This window comes from Devosia epidermidihirudinis, from assembly GCF_000971295.1.
In the GTDB taxonomy this organism is placed as follows: domain Bacteria; phylum Pseudomonadota; class Alphaproteobacteria; order Rhizobiales; family Devosiaceae; genus Devosia; species Devosia epidermidihirudinis.
Window position 1 is genome coordinate 170,026 of record NZ_LANJ01000011.1, and the last position, 19,440, is coordinate 189,465.

Below are 19,440 nucleotides of genomic sequence, written 5' to 3' on the forward strand. Positions count from 1 at the left end.
GGAAGTAGAGCCTGATGCTAAGCATTTCGGGTCGAACAGAACCCACGGATGATTCCATGACTGATCAAAACCCGACACCCCAAGTATCTGCACAGCAATTACTCAACATTGCCATTGGCACTCATTTCGGACGCGCCGTCAGCGGCGCAGTTGTTGGCTTCATTGGGCTGCTCCTCCCATTTGTGAGCATTTCCACCAATCTTGGCGTCGGCCTCAACCAGTCTGGAAGCCTGAATGGTTTTGAAGCTGCCGGATGGGCCGCGTGGCTCGCGCTTTTGGCGTTCATCGCGGCCGCCGCATCGTGGAAAGTTGCGCAGCTCGCGCCCTATCGCCTGATCCTCTCGGGTGTCGCGGGCGGCCTCGCTTTGCTCTCAATCATCGTAGGGCTGTTCTTCAATCCCGCATCCAAGCAGCTGAACGAATTGAACTCGGCCTTGGCGCAGCTTGGAACGCAGGGCAATCTGGTCAATATCGGACCGCATATCGGTATGTTGCTGGTGTTGATCGGCGGCGGCGTGATCGCCTGGGTTGGCTGGCAAGCGCGTAACCTGTTCGTTACGGAATAAGATCAAGGCCGGGAGCGATCCCGGCCTTGATCTTGGGGGCTCTGTGCCTCAGGGCGCGACGAAAGCCTCGGATTCCCTGGCGAGCCATTCGCAGAACAGCGTCGCCCGGCGTTGGCGGCGGGTGCGTTGCAGCGCAACATAGCCCTGCCCGCTATCGACGAAGCCAAATGGCGCAACGAGGCGACCGGTGCGCACGTCATCAGCCACCAGGGGCCATGGCGCGATGCACACGCCGAGACCCGATGAGGCGGCTTCGAGCATGAAATAGAAATGCTCGTATTCGTTGCCGGGACTATCCTGCAACGCGACGCCTGCCCGCTCACCCCACTGCCGCCACGCATGGCGGCGACTGCGCGAATGCAAACGCGTCATGCCGACAAAGCCCTCGGTCAGGTTTGCCGCCAGATCGGGTGACAGGACCGGGCCGATCTGTTCGGCAAACAGAGGCGTCAACAGCGCATCCTCGGGCCATGGCGCGGCACCGGCACGGATCGCCACGTCGAACCCGTCGCGCGAAAAATCCACTGGCTTGCTGGACGCTGACAGGCGCACGTCGATTTCGGGATGTGCGGCGTGGAAGCGATAGAGTCTGGGAATGAGCCAGCGCATGGTGAAGGTGCCGGGACAGGACACGTCCAATACCCCCTCCCCGGTATCGGCAACCGCACGGACGGCGAGGTCGATCTGATCAAATGCCGCGCCCAAGCCGCCCAACAGACGCACGCCGGCCTCGGTTAGCTGCAGACGGTTGCGGGGGCCCTCGAACAGCGCAACACCCAGCAGGTTTTCAAGGTTCTGCACCTGTCGGCTGATGGCGCTGTGGGTGACGTTGAGTTCATCGGCCGCCAGCGTCATGCGGCCATGCCGCCCCGCCGCCTCGAAGGCCCGCAAAGCGTTGAGTGATGGGAGCTGGCGCGCCATGTGCGTTTTCCGAACAAAGTCTGTTCGATCATATCGTTTTTCAGGCTGAAAAATATAGCGCTTTCTGTTGTCAGAAATTCTCAACTGTAGCGCAGAGGAACATAGGCTATGTCAAACCGGCATCAGGACGGCAGCGCGGGCGACGCCAATTATGGGGTTATCGGTAACAATTACCGGACCTATCGACAGCCAGATCCGCACATTGCCCGGTTCATTCTGGATGCGCTAGGCGACGCCCAGACCGTGCTCAATGTCGGCGCGGGCGCAGGATCGTATGAGCCGACGGATCGGCAAGTGACGGCGGTTGAGCCATCGGCATCGATGCGGGCGCAGCGTCCAGCACACCTTCCGGTCGCGATTGACGCGACTTCGGAAAGCCTGCCGTTCGCCGATGACAGCTTTGACGCGTCCATGGGCACATTCACCGTGCATCAATGGAGCGATCTGGCACGCGGACTGGCCGAGATGCGCCGGGTGACGCGGGGCCCAGTGCTGGTACTGACCTGCGACCCTGCGGCGCTCGACCGGTTCTGGCTCAACGATTATGCGCCCGAGGCGATTGCCACCGAGGCGCGGCGGTATCCGAGCATGACGGCGATTGCCGATGGGCTGGGTGGCAATGTGAAGATCATTCCAGTCCCCATCCCGCTCGACTGCAAGGATGGCTTTAGCGAAGCCTATTACGGGCGGCCAGAACGATTGCTGGAGCCCGGCGCGCGGCTGGCCAATTCCGCTTGGAGTTTCATTGATCCGTCAATCGGTGATCGTTTTGTTACGCATTTGCAACGCGATCTTGAGAGCGGCGAGTGGGATCGGCTCCACGGGCGCCTGCGGCACCAGGCGTTCTTTGCAGGCTCACTGCGGCTGATTGTGGGGCGGCCATGACGGACCTGAACTCAACGCGCGACTTGCTGCGGAATCTGCCGAGCCTTGCTGGCCCCCTTTGGCCGTTTGTCACGGAGGATGCACCCGATGCGCCGCAGACGTTGTTTTCGACGTGGCTCCGCGATGCGATCGACGCTGGTATCGCGGAGCCGCACGCGATGACGCTCTCCAGCGTCGACGCAGCGGGACACCCGGATGCGCGCGTCCTCATCCTCAAGGACGTTGATCAGAGCGGCTGGCACTTCGCCAGCGTATCGGACGGGCCAAAGGGCCGGCAGATTGCCGCCAATCCAAATGTCGCGCTGACGTTTTATTGGCAGCGGTTTGGTCGGCAGGTGCGCATTCGGGGCGAGGCGATTGCTTTGTCCGCAGAGGCCAGCGCGCGGGATTTTGCGGCCCGCTCACCGGTCGCCCGAGCCATGGCGATGGTTGGGCGGCAAAGCGATACGCTTGGTGAGCGATCCGACATCGAACGTGCGCTGCGCAGCGGGATAAACGAGGACGTTACACTCAGCTGGACGGTCTATGCCGTCGCGCCCCGCTCCGTGGAATTCTGGCAAGGCGACGCTGACCGCCGACACGTCCGCTTGCGATACGAAAGGCAGACGGATGGATGGAGCAAGGCGTTGCTCTGGCCTTAGCTCAGGAAACCGGTGCGAGCGGATTGCGACGTTGGCCGGTTGGCCGCAAGCGTCCTGCGTGTCGTGAGAAAAAGAAAAGGCCGGGATCGCTCCCGGCCTCTATTGATGGGCGTTGTCGCCTAGTTTTTGTCGGCAGTTGCCTTGGGCTTCTTTGGCTTGGGCAAGGACTTTGGCTTGGCCGGGCGCGGTGGAACCGCGATCAGTTCGAGCTTGGCTTCCTGGCCCTCACCAACCACGGCTACGGTGACCGTGCCGCCATTGACGAGCTCGCCGAACAACACCTGATCAGCCAGTGGCTTCTTGATGTGCTCCTGGATCACACGACCCAGTGGGCGGGCGCCCATGCGTTCGTCATAGCCACGTTCAGCCAGCCAATCGGCAGCTTCTGGCTGCAGAATGATGGTGACGCCGCGTTCGGCCAACTGGCCTTCAAGCTGCAGCACGAACTTCTCGACGACGCGGCGCACGACTTCGCGTGGCAGCGGCGCAAACGAGATGATCGCGTCGAGGCGGTTGCGGAATTCCGGCGTGAAGATGCGATTGATCGCTTCTTCGTCGTCACCCACTTCGCGCTTGCGGCCGAACCCGATCGGGCTCTTCTGCAAGTCCATGGCCCCGGCATTGGAGGTCATGATGAGGATGACGTTGCGGAAGTCCACGGACTTGCCGTTGTGGTCGGTCAGCTTGCCGTGATCCATCACCTGCAACAGGATGTTGTAGAGATCTGGATGGGCCTTCTCGATTTCGTCGAGCAGAACCACGCAGTGCGGGTGCTGATCGACGCCATCGGTGAGCAGACCGCCCTGATCGAAGCCGACATAGCCTGGAGGCGCACCGATCAGACGGCTGACGGTGTGGCGCTCCATATATTCGGACATGTCGAAGCGCAGCAGTTCCACGCCAAGGGTATCGGCGAGCTGCTTAGCGACTTCGGTCTTGCCGACGCCGGTTGGGCCGGTGAACAGGTAGGAGCCGATTGGCTTTTCGGGTTCACGCAGGCCCGCACGGGCCAGCTTGATGGCGGACGACAGCGCGGTAATCGCATTGTCCTGACCAAAGACCACCGTCTTGAGGCTCGTTTCGAGGCTCGAGAGCAGTTCGGCATCGGATTTGGAGACTGATTTTGGCGGAATGCGCGCGATGGTCGCGATGGTGGCTTCGATGTCCTCGACGTCGATCACGGCCTTGCGCTTGTCAGCGGTCAGCAGCATCTGGCTCGCACCAGTCTCATCGAGAATGTCGATGGCCTTGTCGGGCAGCTTGCGGTCGTTGATGTAGCGCGCACTCAGCTCCACGGCGGCCTTGAGGGCCTCGTCGGTGTACTTCACCTTGTGGAACTCTTCGAAGTAAGGCCGCAGGCCCTTCACGATCTCGATGGCGTCGGGCACGGTTGGCTCGTTGACATCGATCTTCTGGAAGCGACGGACCAGGGCCCGATCCTTCTCGAAGAACTGGCGGTATTCCTTATAGGTGGTCGAACCGATGCAACGGATCGCGCCTGAAGCCAGAGCTGGCTTGAGCAGGTTCGAAGCATCGAGCGCGCCGCCCGAAGTGGCGCCAGCACCGATCATGGTGTGAATTTCGTCGATGAACAGCACGGAATTGGGGAGCTTTTCCAGCTCCTTCATCACGGCCTTGAGACGCTCTTCGAAGTCACCGCGATAGCGGGTGCCGGCCAGCAGCGAGCCCATGTCGAGCGAATAGATGATCGCTTCCTTGAGCACTTCAGGCACATCGCCTTCAACTATCTTGCGGGCAAGACCTTCGGCAATGGCTGTTTTACCGACACCAGCGTCGCCCACATAGAGCGGGTTGTTCTTGGAGCGGCGGCACAGGATCTGGATGGTGCGGCGCAACTCGGCATCACGCCCGATCAGTGGGTCGATCTTGCCGGCACGGGCTTTCTCGTTGAGGTTGACGCAGAAATCGGCCAGAGCCGAGCTCTTCTTGGCCTCGGCGCCGCCTTCAGCATTGCCGTCACCGTCTTCGGCACCACGCACTTTGCGTTCCTCGCTGGGACCGGACTTGGTAATCCCGTGGCTGATGAAGTTGACCGCGTCCAGCCGGCTCATGTCCTGCTGTTCGAGGAAGTATGCGGCGTGGCTTTCGCGCTCGGCAAAGATGGCGACGAGCACATTGGCGCCCGTTACCTCTTCGCGGCCCGAGGACTGAACATGGATCACGGCGCGCTGAATGACGCGCTGGAAGGCCGAAGTCGGCCGCGCATCCTGGCCATTGGCCACGATCAGGCTGTCCAGTTCTTCATTGATGAAATCTTCAAGATCGCTCTTGAGCGCGTCGATATCGACGTCGCAGCCGGTCAGAACGGCGATCGTTTCCCGGTCGTCGGTCAGGGCCAGCAAAAGGTGCTCGAGAGTAGCGAACTCATGGTTGCGCTCACGCGCCAGGTTCATCGCCTGATGCAGAGCCTTTTCAAGTCCGCGTGAAAATGAGGGCATATGATGTTCCTATTGCTTTTCCATAACGCATTGCAGCGGATGCTGATTTTTGCGTGCCGTATCCATGACGCGGGTCACCTTGGTTTCGGCGACCTCGTAAGGATATACGCCGCACTCACCCACCCCCTTTTGGTGAACGTGCAGCATGATCTGCATGGCCTCCTCGCGCGATTTCGCGAAGACGTCCTGCAAAACCAGAACGACGAACTCCATCGGCGTGTAGTCGTCGTTGAGCAGGAGCACCCGATATAGGCTCGGACGCTTGGTTTTGGGCCGGGTCTTGGTGATGGTCCCGGTTTCGGCGCCACCCTTTCCGCCATCGTTTTTGCCCGGATCCTCCTCTTTCGGCCCAGCATGAGCAGGCACTGGCGTCAGCGCGGGAATGGCTGACGTCCCATCGGTCAAAACGAGGAATTCATTGGCAAACATGGCGGAACATCTGTCGAGAGACGAAGCAGTATGGTGGACCCATTATGTAGGCAAAAACCACCCCATGTTAAGGGCCAATGCTTCCCGAATTTGTGACCACCTAAAACGACTCAGCAAACAATGCGTGGCCGCGTCTCCACACCCTCGACAAATTCGTTCGCATTTTACGGAATGGTAACGGGGCGACGGTAATGTCTCACCAAGAGCATGGATTGTCCGGGGGCGTGGGGCTCGCCTGAACATCCAACCAGTGTTGTTGCGTACGGTCACAGAAGTGACCGAGAGTAAAGTTTGGAGTACCGGGTGGCTTCTCAGGCGAAAACCCCATGGCGCAACGTGTTCGTTCGCGCCTTTGCCGCTGTCCTCGTCGTCCTGGCCATCGGCGCACATGCTGTTGTGCCTGCGCAGGCGCAATCCATAGAAAACCTTCGAAAGTATGCCGGCATCGTGGTTGACGCGAAGTCGGGCAAGGTTCTTTACGAAGAAGCTGCCGATGCTCGCCGCTACCCGGCTTCGGTCGCCAAGGTGATGACGCTCTATATCCTGTTCCAGGAATTGAGCGCCGGTAACCTCAAACTCTCCACCCAGATGACCGTTTCCAAGCACGCTGCTGCTGCGGTGCCGACCAAACTCGGCCTGCGCGCTGGTGCGACGATCTCTGTCGAAGACGCGATCAAGTCGCTGGTGACCCTGTCGGCAAACGACATGGCCCGCGTTATCGCAGAGCACATCTCTGGCTCGGAAGAACGCTTTGCCGAACGCATGACGGCCACCGCCCGTGCGCTTGGCATGCGCAACACCACCTATCGCAACGCCTCGGGCCTGCCCGATGGCCGTCAGCTGACCACGGTGCGTGATCAGGCGATCCTGGGCATCGCGATCTACCAGCACTTCCCGAGCTATTACGAGTTCTTCCAGACCCGCAGCTTCAGCTACGGCAAGTCGACCTATGGCAACCACAACCGCGTGCTTGGCTATATGGGCGCTGTGGACGGCATCAAGACCGGCTACATCAACGCTGCCGGCTCCAACCTTCTGACCGCGGCCCGCAAGGACAACCGCCACATCGTTATCGTTGCCTTCGGCTTCAACACGGCCGGCGCGCGCGACGAAAAGGTTCGTCAGCTGGTCGCCAGCTATCTGCCGAAGTCGCGTCAGGGCAATTATCTGCAGACCGCCATGATCCCGCAGCCGGGTCGTCAGGGCAGCGCCAATGTACAGGTTGCTGTTGCCGTCGCCGAGCCAACCCAGAGCCGCCCGACTTTCGTGACGCCAATGCCCCTGCCCGGCTTCCGCCTGGCGCAGCTGGTTGCCGCCAATGGCGCGCAGGCACAACCGCAGGCGGCACAGGCTGTTGCCGTGGCCGCAGCACCAACTCCGGCTCCAATGCCTGCCGATCTGGCCCTGCAGCCCGCTGTTCAGGCCGCAAACGTCCTCGCGGCGCCAAGCCAGGCGCCCCAGCCCGCCCTTCCGTCGCAGGACGTGATCGGAGCATGGCTGAGCGACTCCTATAATCTGGGTGCGCCTCCGGCCGCTCTTGGCCAGACCATGCCATCCGCTCCCCTCGGCTATCAGCCGTCCGCACCGATGGATCCAAGTGTTGGTCAGCCAATTGACCTGATGACCAGTGGCTCGGTGAAGGTTGCTGAAGGATCTGCCACACCCGGTGGTTGGGTTGTGCAGATCGGCGCAGGTCCATCCGAGTCCAGCGCCCGTAGCATGCTGAGCGATGCCGCTGGCAAAGTCGGCAACCTTGGTGACTTCCGCTCCTATGTGGAGCGTTTCGAGAAGAACGGCCAAGTCTTCTATCGTGCCCGCTTCATTGGCTTTGGTGGTCGGGACGATGCGACCGCCATGTGCAACCAGCTCAAGCAGCAGAACCTGAGCTGCCTGGCGATGCAGAGCTAAAGCAGTCGCCCCTGTCGGGCGACTGGACGACCCAAGAACGAGCCGGAGCCAATGAGCAACCGGCCATCTCGTAAGTGCAAATTGGCGCCTGTGTTTGGAGTAGCCCAATGAGCGAACGTACTGCCCTCACCGAGCTTGCCAATTTTGTTGGCCGCTCCGAGCTGTCGTCCGAAGATATGTCCGTGCGCAACCGCGCGTTGCGGGGGATCACCCAGCGTATGCTGCCGCGCAAGCGCTCCGTAGGTGATCTGCTGGGCGTGGTGCTGACCCTGTCGGCCCGCACCCGCCGCATGGTGCAGGAGCCAGTGGCCATCGACCTCGACGTGTTTGCCCCAGGTGGCGCACGCGCCATTCGGTTGAGCATTGGGCAGCGCTAACAGCGCTGCCACCTGCCCGGTCACTTCGCGGGCATTCTAAGGCACCCAAGGCCCCTTGCCATGTTTCCGCCCGGAATATGGCCAGTGTGCGGTTCTGGAGGTGTCTTATGACCAAGCTCATCGCTTCAGTCCTTTCAGCGTGCCTTGTGCTCGCGGCCACGCCCACTTTCGCTGCGGACTGCGATTCCTGGCAAGACATTCGCGCGGACAAGTTCGCGCCACAGGCGGCGCAGATCGCGTCGGTAACCCCTCCCGTTGTGCTGCAGGATCTGGCGCTGGCAGAGGGCGATCAGGTGGTGCTGACATCCCGCCAGGGTGACGCCGATGCCTGCATTGCCTTTGTGACCAAGGAAGGCGGGACGGTGACCGGCACCGTGCCATTCGCGGCTCTGACCCTGATCAAGCAGCCGTCACTGGACTGGATTGGCTATTGGGAAGCTGACGGCGAGAAATATCTCAACATCAGCGACACCGATGATGGCCTCAGCATCGTGGGCGACGCCACCCTGGACACCGATGGCGGGACAAATGCCGCCAGCTTCGAAGTGACAGCACGACCGAGGAACGGCGTCGTCGAGTTCACTCAGGACAAGAATGGCCAGGCCATGCCCTATAGCCAGGATGCCGATGGATGCTCGGTGCGCATCAGCATTGTCGGCGATTATCTGGTGGCCAATGATAACAGCAAATGCGGTGGCGCGAACGTCACCTTCTCAGGCTTTTACCACAAGGTGGCCGCGCCGTGATGCTGTTACGGCCGCATACTATTCGCATCAGGCTGACAGCAGCATTTCAGGACGATCGCCAATTGGCAGATTCAGGGCCGCGACGAGGTTGCGGTATTCCTGACGCGCGCTGACATGGGATACCGAGGCGGATTCGCCGCCAGTGCCGTCATCCAATGGATCAAACACTGTCATGCCGCTTGGGAAGAGCGAGCGGAAAATGACGCGCTCGGCGATGCCATCCGACAGGCGGCAGCCAAAGCGCATGGCGATGTTCTCAAGCGTGGTGTGAACCTGCCGGGCATTGCGCGACCCCAGCATCGAAATGCGGTTGCGCACCAGGATCCAGTCGATGCTCTCGCCATCCATGGCCAGGCGCTCGGACCGGGCACGCTGCACCAGACGGGCATAGTGGCTGGTCTCCACCGGCATGCCGGTGTCGGGATTGATACGGGCAAGCACGTTGATGTCGATCAGGCTGTCATTGACCGGCGTCACCAGCGTATCGGCCAGCGAATGCGCCAGACGGGTCAGATTGGTATCAAAGCCGGGTGTGTCGATAATCAGGAAATCAACGCTGTCCTCAACCTCGCCGACGGCGCGGCGGAAGACGTCGAATTCGGCCTTCTGGTTTTCCTTGAGGGAGTCGCCCCAGGCGGACGGCAGATGGAAGTGCCGTGGATTGGGCAGGCTCAGGCCGCGCTCCAGCACCGTGGCACGCCGATTGCGGACATAATGGGTGAAGGTCTGCTGGCGGCTATCCACATCGATGGTGGCCACACGGTGCCCTGCGTAGAGCAGAAAGATCGCCAGATGAAACGCTGTGGTCGACTTGCCCGACCCGCCCTTTTCATTGCCAACCACAATGACATGCGCCCCGCCACGCGCCATCGCGTCCCCCAAATCACTGACCTAACTTTATATTGGAGAGAACGGCCCCCATGGTTAATGAAGGCTTAATTCATCGATCCAGCAGGTTAAAAGGCAGTAACTTTTGCGGGTGGTGTGATTAGTGCCACAGGACGCTGGCGTGCCATTTCCTGCAGCGAAAGCAGGCCTCTCGCCTGGCGGCATAAGGGGATTCCCGCTTGCGCGGGAACAGTGGGGATCGGGGCGCTCGGCCGGCTAGATCAGGCCCAGTTTTGCGAGGTCGGCGGCCAGTTCGAGAGAATCGGCGTTTTCGTTGGCGCTGATATCGGGCGGCGCATCCTCGGGCCGAAGATAACGCCAGCCCTGGAAGGGGCGCTTGGGGTATGGGACCGTGCGGATCATGTCCCTGGACATGATGATGTCGCAGTAATCCTTGCCTTCCGCGTCGGTGTATTTCGCAAGACGCAGGATCGGCTGGCGACAAACGATGGCGCCGGCGATGACCCAGTAGACGGAGGCAATGCCCTCCATCTCCGCGCCACGCTTGGGCATCATGCGGGTGCGGTGGACGTGAACGTCCTCGCCATAATCTGCACCCCACCAGTGAGCGCGCTCATCGCGATAACTTTCCAACTCTTCGAGGCTCGATACGCCCACGCAGAGTTTGACCATATGGATCATGCCAAAGTCCCCGGCGCCACGCGCCCTTGAATCACGTCAATTTCGTCGTCGTCTACCACCCAAGGCTCCTTGCGCGCCATGGCCAGCCACTCCTGAAACGCGGGAAGGCTGTAGATCGCCTCGACATAGGCCGCCGCTAGATCGGACACGGGAAGGGCATAAGTGCGAATGCGCGAGGCAACCGGCGCAAACATGGCGTCAGCGGCAGTGAACTCGCCGAACAGGAATGGGCCACCGGACTGGGTCAGCAAGCCGCCCCAGAGCGTTTCGATCCGGTGCAGGTCTTTGGCGATAGTATCGACATTGACCCTGCCCGGGTGGGAGCCGCGGAGGTTCATTGGGGCGTGGCTGCGGATGGACTGGAAGGCAGAGTGCATCTCGGCAGCAGCAGCCCGCGCCTGTGCGCGTTGGGAGATGTCCTCGGGCCATATCCGCAGTTCCGGATGCAGGTCCGCCAGATATTCGATGATGGCGATGGTTTCCGGAACCACCAGATCGCCGTCGATCAGAACCGGCACCTTGCCAGTGGGCGAGCGCCTGGCGAGGACATCGCGCCAGCCATCACCCGACAGTTGCAAAACCTCGTCCTCAAAGGGAATGCCGAAATGGGCTAGCACCAACCATGGCCGCATAGACCAGCTGGAGTAATTGCGGTTGCCTATCAGGAGTTTCATGTTGGCCTCACTGCCAAAAAGAAGGGCGCCCTCTTGCCCGGGCGCCCTTCAAAATCTCGAAATGTGAAGAACTTCAGCGCCTAGACGCCAGCAATAATGGAGAAAACCAATCCCATCGAGAGCAGGCAAACCAAAGTCCAGGTCGCTGCTCGCCACATAGTGGCCTTCGGTTGACTACGCATCAATCGCTCCTTGTCAGCCGTTCACTCCGGGCTCCGGCATGACGCCAGTCCGCCCAGTAGGAAATCGTTAACTAGCTGGTAAATGGTTGGCAAGCGACCAAGTTGCAACACTCCACCGCCAACAATTCTGCTGACTTTCGCCCAAAAGGCAGGAAAGGCGGGCGTTTGAGTGTCATTTTCATGACGGGGCGCGATTGGCCTTTTCCGCAAAAATCGACGGCGTCTTGCGATTGCTCCAGCCGGTGATGATCTGCCCTATCGCAAGATCGGCGTCTCCATCGGAGCGAACCTCGAGGTCGTAGACCACGCCCTTGTGGATGGTGTGAAAGTCCTGCGCGGCGCTGCCAATTGGACGATCACCACGCGCCGCTTCGCGCTGCTCCAGCACTTCTAAGGAACAATGGACCCCGACGAAATAGACGTCAAAGGGGACAAAAAGGTCGGCCAGTTCCTGTAACCAACTGTCCGCCTCCAGGATATGCTCAAGGATCAGGTTGTTGCCGGCCGCGGCGTAGGCGACCAGCGAATTATGAAAGCCGTCGAAGAACGCCTGCCGGTCCGCCTTCCAGTCAAAATCCCCACGCTTGTACCGTTCGCGAGGCAAGACGCCCGCGTCACGCAGATGGTCAATCGAGATGTGCCAGAATGGCTGGCCGATCTCCGCCTGCACACCCCGCGCCAGAGTGGACTTGCCACTGCTGGAGGCCCCGTGCAGGAAGATGATGCAACCCGGCCGGGGCATCAGAACAGTCCGAACCAGAGCCCGGCAATGCCGAGGAAGGCGAAGAAGCCAACCACGTCGGTGATGGTCGTCACGAACACAGCTGAGGCAATGGCGGGGTCGGCCTTGGCCTTGTCGAGCCCCAGTGGGATCAGAATGCCAGCGGTGCCGGCCACGATCAGGTTGATGACCATGGCGAGGCCGATAACGACGCCGAGGCCGATATCACCAAAGCGCGCGGCAGTGACGAGGCCGATCAGGATGGCGAAGATAACGCCGTTGACCATGCCAACGACCATTTCGCGGGTGATGAGACGGCGCAGGCGACGACCATCCAGTTCGCGCATCGCCAAAGCGCGCACGGTGACCGTCATGGTCTGCGTACCGGCATTGCCCCCCATCGAGGCCACGATCGGCATCAGCACGGCCAGCGCCACCATCTGCTCGATGGTCGCGTTGAAGAGACCGATGACGAGCGAGACCAGCACGGCGGTAATCAGGTTGACCACCAGCCACGGCACGCGACTACGGACGGTGCTGACGGTGGTGTCGGAAATGTCTTCGTCACCCACACCGGCGAGCAGCTTGATGTCCTCGTCCGCTTCCTCGTGAATAACGTCCACGATGTCGTCAATGGTCAGCACGCCGACGAGGCGGCGGCTTTCGTCGACAACACCGACTTCGACAAGGTCATAGCGTTCAAAGTCGCGCGCGGCCTCTTCCTGGTCTTCATTGGCGTCGACCAATACCAGATTGGTGTTCATCAGCGCTTCAATGGAAGTCTCGCGGCCAGAGCGCAGGAACTTGTCGAGCGGGATGGTGCCCAGCACCTGATAGGACGCGTCGACGACGTAGATCTGGTAGAATTCGTCCGGCAATTCCGGTTCGGTGCGCAGGTAGTCGATGGTCTGCCCGACCGTCCAGAAGGGCGGGATGGCAATGAAATCGGTCTGCATCCGCCGACCGGCGGATTCCTCGGGAAAGTCGAGGCTTCGCTTGAGGCTGAGGCGCTCGAATGTTGGAAGCTTGGAGAGAACCTCATCGCGGTCCTCCTGCTCCAGATCTTCGAGCAGCGCCACGGCGTCGTCGTTGTCGAGGCCCGACACACCGCGCGCAATATCGGCATTGGACAGCGCGTCCAGGATGTCGACGCGAACGCTCTCGTCCACCTCGGTCAGCGCAGAATAGTCGAAATTGTCACCCAGCATCCGCACTAGGGCGGGTCGTTCGTCCGGATCGAGCGACTCCAGCACGTCGCCGACGTCAGCCGCGTGCAGCGGCTCCATGACGGTGGTGACGTCTTCGCGGCGCCCAGCAGCCAGATAGGCGCGCAAGCGTTCGAGCCAGAGCGGACTTATGCGGTCTTCCGTATCGCGGAACGCATTGGGATCGATCCCGGTCTCTTCGCCGGGGGCAATTTCGGTGTCTGAACTCAATGGGGGCCCTTTGTGTCCGAGGTTTCGGGGCGGCTCAAGCTGTAGCCAATCGAGCGGCGATGCGCCAGACTGTGCGGAACCGATTTGACGCTAGAAACTTCAATCTTCAGTTCATTTCGTGGAGCACTGCCATGAGCTCACAATCCGTTCTCGAAGTCGCTTTCGGCCGTATCGTGAAACTCGCGGAGGCCCGTGGCCTGCCGGAAGTGGTCGTCTCGACCAGCTATCGCACCCCATCGCTCAAGGTGCGCAGCAAACACTTTGTGCGCCTCAAGGATCCGGAGACGCTGGTCTTGCATTGCCCATCCGAGCAGAAGGCCCTGCTGATGGAAATTTCGCCCGAAATCTACTTCGAAACGCCGCACTATGTCGGTCAGCCCGCTGTGTTGATCCGGCTCGATGCGATCGAGGACGAAGAATTGGCGCTGCGGCTTGAGGATGCCTGGCGATTCAAGGCACCGGGAACCTTGGCGCGCTAAGGCTCGTTTAGGTGCCGTGTCCAAGAGCTGGCGCGGCAAGCCCAACCTTTGCCTGATTATGGCCGTTAGCTCACAATTGTTTGAAGACCAAGATCAACAGTCAACTCTGAACGGAGATCCCATGTCACGCCTCCTCCTCGCGCCGTTTGCCCTTGTTGTCGGCCTGTCGCTTGCCGCTTGCGGCGGTGATACCCCCGCCCCAGCCGATAGTTCGACCACGACGACAACGACGACACCTGCACCGGCCACCCCCGCCCCTGCAACGCCTGAGCCGTCCACACCAGCGCCCACGGTTACGCCTCCGGCAAGTGACACCATGGCACCGGCTGCTCCAGCCGAAACGCCACCAGCAACTGACACGATGGCGCCAGCCGCTCCGGCAACACCATCGACCTAAGCCGATCGAAAGGGCCGCCCCAATGGGACGGCCCTATTGCCTTGTCTGGCATCGCTAACCGGCGGGCTGCATCCACGCGTATGCGCCGTAGAGAATGGCGAACAGCACAATGATGCCGACCATGGAGAAGATGAGCACCCGCAGATTCATCTTTCGGGGGCTGGCTTGTCGAACGTCGGTGGCGGTTTTGTGGGCGTCGTAGGTTTTCACAATCGTCTCCCGTTCTGAGCTTGTTGGTATGGACTATAGGTAACCAACGCCCCTTCCCGCTCATGGTTGCGGAAAACGATCAGATGCCTCCGTTAGCAAAGGTGAGCACCAGCGCCGAATTGCCCGAGTCGGTGGCGTTACCGAGGACGGCACAGCCATTTTCGGCGCGGATCGGCGCGGCGCCCTAGGTCTCGCGAAAGGCACAGGCCATTCCGCTCGTGTGATTCCAGATTCGAGTGCTCCCCGACGCCATCACCGCCGTCAGGTCATGGATGCTTAGGGAAGAGAGTCGAAAGCCCAAAAAGCAAAAAACCGCGCAATCATTGAGATTGCACGGTTTTTGAGTAGTTTTTGGTGCGGTCGAGAAGACTCGAACTTCCACGTCTTGCGACACAGCGACCTCAACGCTGCGCGTCTACCAATTCCGCCACGACCGCACGCTTGGTAGAGCTGAACTCTTGTCGAACTCAGCGAGTGGGGATGTAGCAAAGGTCTTGGCCAACCTCAAGCAGATAAATCAAAATTTCCGCTAGCCTGTGGACAGAGCCTCGCGATCAGCCTCGGCGCATGGCCTTATGGGAGATAACCACCCGCAAATGGCCATCTTCTACCGTCACTTCGCCATGCGCGATCAACGTGTTATTGGCGTAGATGTTGAGCGGGTCGTCTTCCAGCGCGTCCAGCTCGATCACTGCACCGCGGCCCATGCGCAGCAAATGGTGGATCGGCATGGTCGTCGCGCCGAGCTCGACGGTGATGTCCACTTCAATATTGTCTAATGTGCTCATAGATAAGACTGGAACCCCGGCCGGCGCGCCAAGCGTGCGCGCGGAATCTCTGGGCTTAATCCTCTGGCAGGCATGGTTATGGAAGCGTTAACGAACGACCTCGCAAGCTGCGAAACCAGTAACAAATTGGCACGGATCGATGGGCGCCCGGTCGAGTGGATCATTTCCGCATCGCCTGTGCCCTACCCTGTGGCACTTGCCGCCATGCAGGCGCGGGCTGCCGCAATCGCCGCCGGAGCAGCTGGTGAAGCCGTTTGGCTGCTCGAGCACCCCCCGCTTTATACAGCGGGCACCTCAGCGGTGCCGACCGATCTGCTGTCGGATCGATTCCCGGTCTTCGATGCGGGACGCGGCGGGCAATATACCTATCACGGGCCTGGGCAGCGCGTGGCCTATGTGATGCTGGACCTGCGCGAGCGGGCACGGGACATCCGATGCCTGGTGCAGGGGCTCGAGGGCTGGGTGATCGATACGCTGGCGGCACACAATGTGACCGGTGAGCGGCGCGACGGGCGCATTGGTGTCTGGGTCAAGCGGCCAGACAAGGGCGTGCTGGCCGAGGACAAGATCGCGGCCATTGGCGTGCGGGTGTCCAAATGGGTCACCTTCCATGGCATTTCGCTGAACGTTTCCCCCGATCTCAGCCACTATGATGGCATCGTGCCCTGCGGGATTACCGATCAGGGCGTCACGAGCTTTGAGGATTTGGGGCAAATAGTGTCGCTGCCTGAGGTCGATTCGGTGCTGCGGACGGCGTTTGAGCGCCGGTTCGGCCCCACAATTGCCGGCGATGAGGAAAGTCTTGTCAGCGTTGTTCAGCATGGCCAAGTTGCGTAACAATCGAATCGAGCCTTATCCAAGGAGCCCGAGATGACGCTGGACGATCTGAAACGCCTGTTTACCCGCCAGACGCTGTTCCGGCTCGATGCAATCCTCTCGCCCAAGCTGGTTCCGATTCTCTATGCGCTCGGACTCGCAGGCATTTTGCTCTGGGCAGTCAGCCATCTGTTCTGGAGCTTCGGCTTTGGTTTTGGCAACGGTCTTTGGGGTCTGCTTGAAATCGCGGTGTTCGGCCTGTTGCTGCTGGTGGTGCTGCGCATCTCCTGCGAGGCGCTGCTGGTGTGGTTCAAAGCTCACGAATCGAGCGGCGAGACGGTGAACCGTTCGCGCTTTTCGGCCTCGCTGCTGGATGAAGTGCGCGACGCCATTCGCGATCTCGCCGAAGAAGGTGACGCCGTCGATTACGCGGAGGCTGACGAATATCTGACGCCGGGTACCGAGCCCGCTCCGTACGTGCCGCCGGAGACCACGACGCGCGCTCCGGCGACGACATCGGGCGAAGTGTTCAAGCCACGCCGCACCGCCAAACGGACGCCGCCGCCGAAGGCTTGAGGCCTGGCGCCCGCTCAGGGACTAGCGGGCACAGCTACCCCATCCACGACGTCATTGCCCGGCTTGTCCGGGCAATCCATTTTCTGGGGCTGTGACGGAAGGTGGATCACCCGGACGAGCCGGGTGATGACGATCGGGGAGAATGCTGGTCACTTCCGACCAAACAAAAAGGCCGCCGTGACATTAGTCTCGGCGGCCTTAGTCATTTCAACAGAAGCGTTACTTCTTGTTGATGCTCCAGGCGCCGGGGCCGGCGAATACCAGGTAGAGGAATACGAAGCAGAACAGCACTGCTGCGTCGCCGCCATTGCCCACTGGCCAGAAGCCGCCCATGCCGACATGGACCATCCAGAAAGCCACCGCCATCGTGCCAGAGGCGATGAATGCGGCGTAGCGGGTGAAGAACCCGATGGTGATCAGGATACCCGCGACGATTTCGATGATGGCGGCCAGCAGCATCAGGCCTTCGGCGGGGCCCTGTGCGGGAACCGGGAAACCGAACAGTTTCTGCGTGCCGTGGGCAAGGAACAGGAGTGCAGCAACGATGCGCAGCACGGCGAGGGCCTGCGGCGCGTAAGCGGAGAGACGATCGAACATATTCAGTCCTTTTGGGCGTGTTGAGTGCTGCGCCACAGTCAATTGACGCAATCCAAGGGTGCCACTAGGCGAAATAGTTGCAAGCGAGAACTAGCGTATTGCCGGACGCACTGTTCACTTGACGGTGTCAAAGCCGCCGTAATTGTCCAGTAACTGCGTGCTTCGGGTGATTTTCAAGTCTCGGTGATCGCCACTGGCTGCAGGGCTGTCCGGCGCGGTACGGGAGACAGTCACATTGCGTAACCGTCCAATTTTCTATATGACGCGCCCAACAATCTCCCCATGGAACTCACGCCCCTATGACCCAAGCGCCAAAAATTGGCCTGGTCAGCCTTGGCTGCCCCAAAGCCCTTGTTGATAGCGAACGCATTATGTCCACGCTGCGCTCGCAGGGCTACTCGTTCAGCCGCGACTATGCCGGCGCCGATATCGTGCTCGTCAACACCTGCGGCTTCCTCGACTCCGCCAAGCAGGAATCGCTCGAAGCCATCGGCGAGGCCCTTAACGAAAACGGTCGCGTTATCGTTACGGGTTGCCTCGGTGTCGAAGAAGAGCTGATCCGCGCAACGCATCCGTCGGTGCTCGCCATTTCCGGTCCGCACCAATACGAGAACGTCGTCAGCGCCGTGCACGAGCATCTGCCGCCCGTGCCCAACAAGTTCGTTGATCTGGTGCCCGAGCAGGGCCTCAAGCTGACGCCGCGCCACTACGCGTATCTGAAGATTTCCGAAGGCTGCAACAACCGCTGCTCCTTCTGCATCATCCCGCAGATTCGTGGCGATCTGGCTTCGCGCCCTGCCGCTGGCATTCTGGGTGAGGCCGAGGGCCTGATCCGTTCGGGCGTCAAGGAACTGCTGGTGATCTCACAGGATACCAGCGCCTACGGCGTTGATATCAAGTATGCCGAGAGCAATTACCGTGGCCGTCCGGTCAAGGCGAAGTTCTACGATCTCGCCAAGGAACTGGGCCAGCTCGGCGCGTGGGTGCGCCTGCACTATGTGTACCCCTACCCCCATGTCGATCAGGTCATGGAGCTGATGGCCGAAGGCCTCGTCCTGCCCTATCTCGACATTCCCTTCCAGCACGCCTCTCCCAAGGTGCTGAAGGCCATGCGTCGTCCTGCCCATCAGGACAAGACGCTCAATCGCATCCTAAAGTGGCGCGAGCAGGTTCCAGACCTGACCGTGCGCTCCAACTTCATCGTCGGCTTCCCCGGCGAGACCGAAGAGGACTTCGAGATGATGCTCGACTTCATCGAAGAAGCCGAGATCGATCGCGCAGGCTGCTTCAAGTATGAGCCCGTCACCGGCGCACCAGCCAATGAACTCGAAGGCATCGTGCCTGATGAAGTCATGCAGGATCGCTTCGAGCGCCTGATGGAAGTCGCCCAGAACGTGTCGACCGGCCAGCTGGCCAAGAAGGTCGGCCGCACCATCGACGTGCTAGTGGACGATGTTGACCCGGACAATAACCGCGTGATCGCGCGCTCCAAGTGGGATGCGCCAGAGATCGACGGCCAGGTCATCGTCTCCAATGCCGATGGCATCAAGGTTGGCGACATGGTGTCCGTACTGGTCACCGCCAGCGACGAATACGATTTGTTCGCCGAGCCAGTCAAAGCGCTGAACTGAGCGCGGCGGAAACTGCACTGCAAAAGGCGTCACCTCGGTGGCGCCTTTTGTGTTTTGGGGCCGAACCAATAAGTCCATTCCGCGTTTAAGTCTCTGAGACGGCGCAGACTTGTATTCCTTCACGCCTGTGGCACGCTCGACTTGTTGTGAGTCCATTAGGAGGCAAGGGAATGGGTTTCGACGGCGTAGGTTGGTTGGCAGCAATTATCATCGGCGGTCTCGCCGGGTGGTTGGCCAAGCAGTTCATGCAGACAAATACGGGTCTGCTGATGAACATTCTTCTCGGCATCGTTGGCGCCATTATCGCCAGCTTGATCTTGGGTGTCCTTGGCATCTCCTTTGCGGGATGGCTGGGCTACCTCATCGCGGGCTTTATCGGCGCCTGCATCATCATTGCGATCGGACGCGCGGTATCGCGCTGAACATCAGGTCGGTCGCCCCAGGCGGCCGGCCTTTCCTGCCGAAACGAAT

At 60.6% G+C, this 19,440-nt stretch carries 23 protein-coding genes and 1 tRNA gene; 12 read left to right on the forward strand and 12 right to left on the reverse strand.

Annotation, left to right across the window (positions count from 1 at the left end; genetic code table 11):
* Nucleotides 1-14: 14 nt before the first annotated feature.
* Nucleotides 15-566, forward strand: a complete 552-nt coding sequence (locus WH87_RS03750) for a hypothetical protein (RefSeq protein ID WP_156458049.1) — start codon at nucleotides 15-17, stop codon at nucleotides 564-566.
* 48 nt (nucleotides 567-614) lie between these two features.
* On the opposite strand, the gene WH87_RS03755 is transcribed toward WH87_RS03750, so the two are convergent.
* Nucleotides 615-1,487 carry a LysR substrate-binding domain-containing protein gene (locus WH87_RS03755; protein ID WP_046138428.1) on the reverse strand — a complete coding sequence of 291 codons (873 nt, stop codon included), beginning with the start codon at nucleotides 1,485-1,487 and terminating at the stop codon, nucleotides 615-617.
* 108 nt (nucleotides 1,488-1,595) lie between these two features.
* Here WH87_RS03755 and WH87_RS03760 point away from each other — a divergent pair, with 108 nt between their 5' ends.
* Both WH87_RS03760 and WH87_RS03765 read left to right on the forward strand, forming a co-directional pair.
* Nucleotides 1,596-2,372 carry a class I SAM-dependent methyltransferase gene (locus WH87_RS03760; RefSeq protein WP_046138427.1) on the forward strand — a complete coding sequence of 259 codons (777 nt, stop codon included), beginning with the start codon at nucleotides 1,596-1,598 and terminating at the stop codon, nucleotides 2,370-2,372.
* The gene (locus tag WH87_RS03765) at nucleotides 2,369-3,013 is read left to right on the forward strand and encodes a pyridoxine/pyridoxamine 5'-phosphate oxidase (RefSeq protein WP_046138426.1); all 645 of its coding nucleotides are present in this window, start codon (nucleotides 2,369-2,371) and stop codon (nucleotides 3,011-3,013) included. Before WH87_RS03760 ends, WH87_RS03765 begins: the two co-directional genes overlap by 4 nt.
* Nucleotides 3,014-3,132: 119 nt before the next feature.
* On the opposite strand, the gene clpA is transcribed toward WH87_RS03765, so the two are convergent.
* Together clpA and clpS are read right to left on the reverse strand one after the other, a co-directional pair.
* Entirely contained in the window at nucleotides 3,133-5,472 is a 2,340-nt protein-coding gene (gene clpA / locus WH87_RS03770) for an ATP-dependent Clp protease ATP-binding subunit ClpA (RefSeq protein ID WP_046138425.1), read from the reverse strand.
* A gap of 9 nt (nucleotides 5,473-5,481) precedes the next feature.
* Nucleotides 5,482-5,856 (reverse strand): ATP-dependent Clp protease adapter ClpS, encoded by a 375-nt coding sequence (gene clpS / locus WH87_RS03775; RefSeq protein ID WP_407060026.1) that lies wholly within the window; start codon nucleotides 5,854-5,856, stop codon nucleotides 5,482-5,484.
* 348 nt (nucleotides 5,857-6,204) lie between these two features.
* On the opposite strand from clpS, the gene WH87_RS03780 reads away from it, so the two are divergent.
* The 3 genes from WH87_RS03780 (at nucleotide 6,205) to WH87_RS03790 (ending at nucleotide 8,932) form a co-directional block, all read left to right on the forward strand.
* Nucleotides 6,205-7,809, forward strand: coding sequence for a serine hydrolase (locus WH87_RS03780; RefSeq protein WP_052726329.1), 1,605 nt, complete (start codon nucleotides 6,205-6,207; stop codon nucleotides 7,807-7,809).
* A 107-nt stretch (nucleotides 7,810-7,916) separates the two neighbouring features.
* Complete coding sequence (locus WH87_RS03785; protein WP_046138424.1) at nucleotides 7,917-8,186, forward strand: hypothetical protein; 270 nt, start codon at nucleotides 7,917-7,919, stop codon at nucleotides 8,184-8,186.
* 107 nt (nucleotides 8,187-8,293) lie between these two features.
* The gene (locus tag WH87_RS03790; protein ID WP_046138423.1) at nucleotides 8,294-8,932 is read left to right on the forward strand and encodes a hypothetical protein; all 639 of its coding nucleotides are present in this window, start codon (nucleotides 8,294-8,296) and stop codon (nucleotides 8,930-8,932) included.
* A 27-nt stretch (nucleotides 8,933-8,959) separates the two neighbouring features.
* On the opposite strand, the gene WH87_RS03795 is transcribed toward WH87_RS03790, so the two are convergent.
* The 5 genes from WH87_RS03795 to mgtE form a co-directional block, all read right to left on the reverse strand.
* The gene (locus tag WH87_RS03795; protein ID WP_046138422.1) at nucleotides 8,960-9,802 is read right to left on the reverse strand and encodes a division plane positioning ATPase MipZ; all 843 of its coding nucleotides are present in this window, start codon (nucleotides 9,800-9,802) and stop codon (nucleotides 8,960-8,962) included.
* 234 nt (nucleotides 9,803-10,036) lie between these two features.
* A complete protein-coding gene (locus WH87_RS03800) occupies nucleotides 10,037-10,462 on the reverse strand; it encodes a DUF1489 family protein (RefSeq protein WP_046138421.1) in 426 nt (141 codons plus the stop codon).
* Entirely contained in the window at nucleotides 10,459-11,136 is a 678-nt protein-coding gene (locus WH87_RS03805; RefSeq protein WP_046138420.1) for a glutathione S-transferase family protein, read from the reverse strand. Before WH87_RS03805 ends, WH87_RS03800 begins: the two co-directional genes overlap by 4 nt.
* 360 nt (nucleotides 11,137-11,496) lie before the next feature.
* Nucleotides 11,497-12,060 carry a chloramphenicol phosphotransferase CPT family protein gene (locus WH87_RS03810; protein ID WP_046138419.1) on the reverse strand — a complete coding sequence of 188 codons (564 nt, stop codon included), beginning with the start codon at nucleotides 12,058-12,060 and terminating at the stop codon, nucleotides 11,497-11,499.
* The gene (mgtE, locus tag WH87_RS03815) at nucleotides 12,060-13,475 is read right to left on the reverse strand and encodes a magnesium transporter (RefSeq protein WP_082092485.1); all 1,416 of its coding nucleotides are present in this window, start codon (nucleotides 13,473-13,475) and stop codon (nucleotides 12,060-12,062) included. Before mgtE ends, WH87_RS03810 begins: the two co-directional genes overlap by 1 nt.
* A 131-nt stretch (nucleotides 13,476-13,606) precedes the next feature.
* Between mgtE and WH87_RS03820 the strand changes: the two genes are divergently transcribed.
* Both WH87_RS03820 and WH87_RS19500 read left to right on the forward strand, forming a co-directional pair.
* Nucleotides 13,607-13,954, forward strand: coding sequence for an MmcQ/YjbR family DNA-binding protein (locus WH87_RS03820; protein ID WP_046138418.1), 348 nt, complete (start codon nucleotides 13,607-13,609; stop codon nucleotides 13,952-13,954).
* A 121-nt stretch (nucleotides 13,955-14,075) separates the two neighbouring features.
* Nucleotides 14,076-14,351, forward strand: coding sequence for a hypothetical protein (locus WH87_RS19500; protein WP_156458050.1), 276 nt, complete (start codon nucleotides 14,076-14,078; stop codon nucleotides 14,349-14,351).
* Nucleotides 14,352-14,405: 54 nt separating this feature from the next.
* On the opposite strand, the gene WH87_RS19740 is transcribed toward WH87_RS19500, so the two are convergent.
* The 3 genes from WH87_RS19740 to WH87_RS03830 form a co-directional block, all read right to left on the reverse strand.
* Complete coding sequence (locus WH87_RS19740) at nucleotides 14,406-14,561, reverse strand: hypothetical protein (protein ID WP_197410721.1); 156 nt, start codon at nucleotides 14,559-14,561, stop codon at nucleotides 14,406-14,408.
* A 352-nt stretch (nucleotides 14,562-14,913) separates the two neighbouring features.
* Nucleotides 14,914-14,998 (reverse strand) — tRNA-Leu (locus WH87_RS03825).
* A gap of 117 nt (nucleotides 14,999-15,115) precedes the next feature.
* Nucleotides 15,116-15,349 (reverse strand): FliM/FliN family flagellar motor switch protein, encoded by a 234-nt coding sequence (locus tag WH87_RS03830; protein WP_046138417.1) that lies wholly within the window; start codon nucleotides 15,347-15,349, stop codon nucleotides 15,116-15,118.
* 78 nt (nucleotides 15,350-15,427) lie between these two features.
* Here WH87_RS03830 and lipB point away from each other — a divergent pair, with 78 nt between their 5' ends.
* Nucleotides 15,428-16,186, forward strand: coding sequence for a lipoyl(octanoyl) transferase LipB (gene lipB, locus WH87_RS03835; protein ID WP_046138416.1), 759 nt, complete (start codon nucleotides 15,428-15,430; stop codon nucleotides 16,184-16,186).
* Between the two features lie 33 nt (nucleotides 16,187-16,219).
* Nucleotides 16,220-16,741 carry a DUF4282 domain-containing protein gene (locus WH87_RS03840; protein WP_046138415.1) on the forward strand — a complete coding sequence of 174 codons (522 nt, stop codon included), beginning with the start codon at nucleotides 16,220-16,222 and terminating at the stop codon, nucleotides 16,739-16,741.
* 219 nt (nucleotides 16,742-16,960) lie between these two features.
* Here WH87_RS03840 and WH87_RS03845 read toward each other — a convergent pair whose 3' ends face one another.
* Nucleotides 16,961-17,344, reverse strand: coding sequence for a DoxX family protein (locus tag WH87_RS03845; RefSeq protein WP_046138662.1), 384 nt, complete (start codon nucleotides 17,342-17,344; stop codon nucleotides 16,961-16,963).
* Nucleotides 17,345-17,637: 293 nt separating this feature from the next.
* Between WH87_RS03845 and rimO the strand changes: the two genes are divergently transcribed.
* Together rimO and WH87_RS03855 are read left to right on the forward strand one after the other, a co-directional pair.
* Complete coding sequence (rimO, locus tag WH87_RS03850; RefSeq protein WP_046138414.1) at nucleotides 17,638-18,969, forward strand: 30S ribosomal protein S12 methylthiotransferase RimO; 1,332 nt, start codon at nucleotides 17,638-17,640, stop codon at nucleotides 18,967-18,969.
* A gap of 170 nt (nucleotides 18,970-19,139) precedes the next feature.
* A complete protein-coding gene (locus WH87_RS03855) occupies nucleotides 19,140-19,391 on the forward strand; it encodes a GlsB/YeaQ/YmgE family stress response membrane protein (RefSeq protein ID WP_046138413.1) in 252 nt (83 codons plus the stop codon).
* Nucleotides 19,392-19,440: the final 49 nt, after the last annotated feature.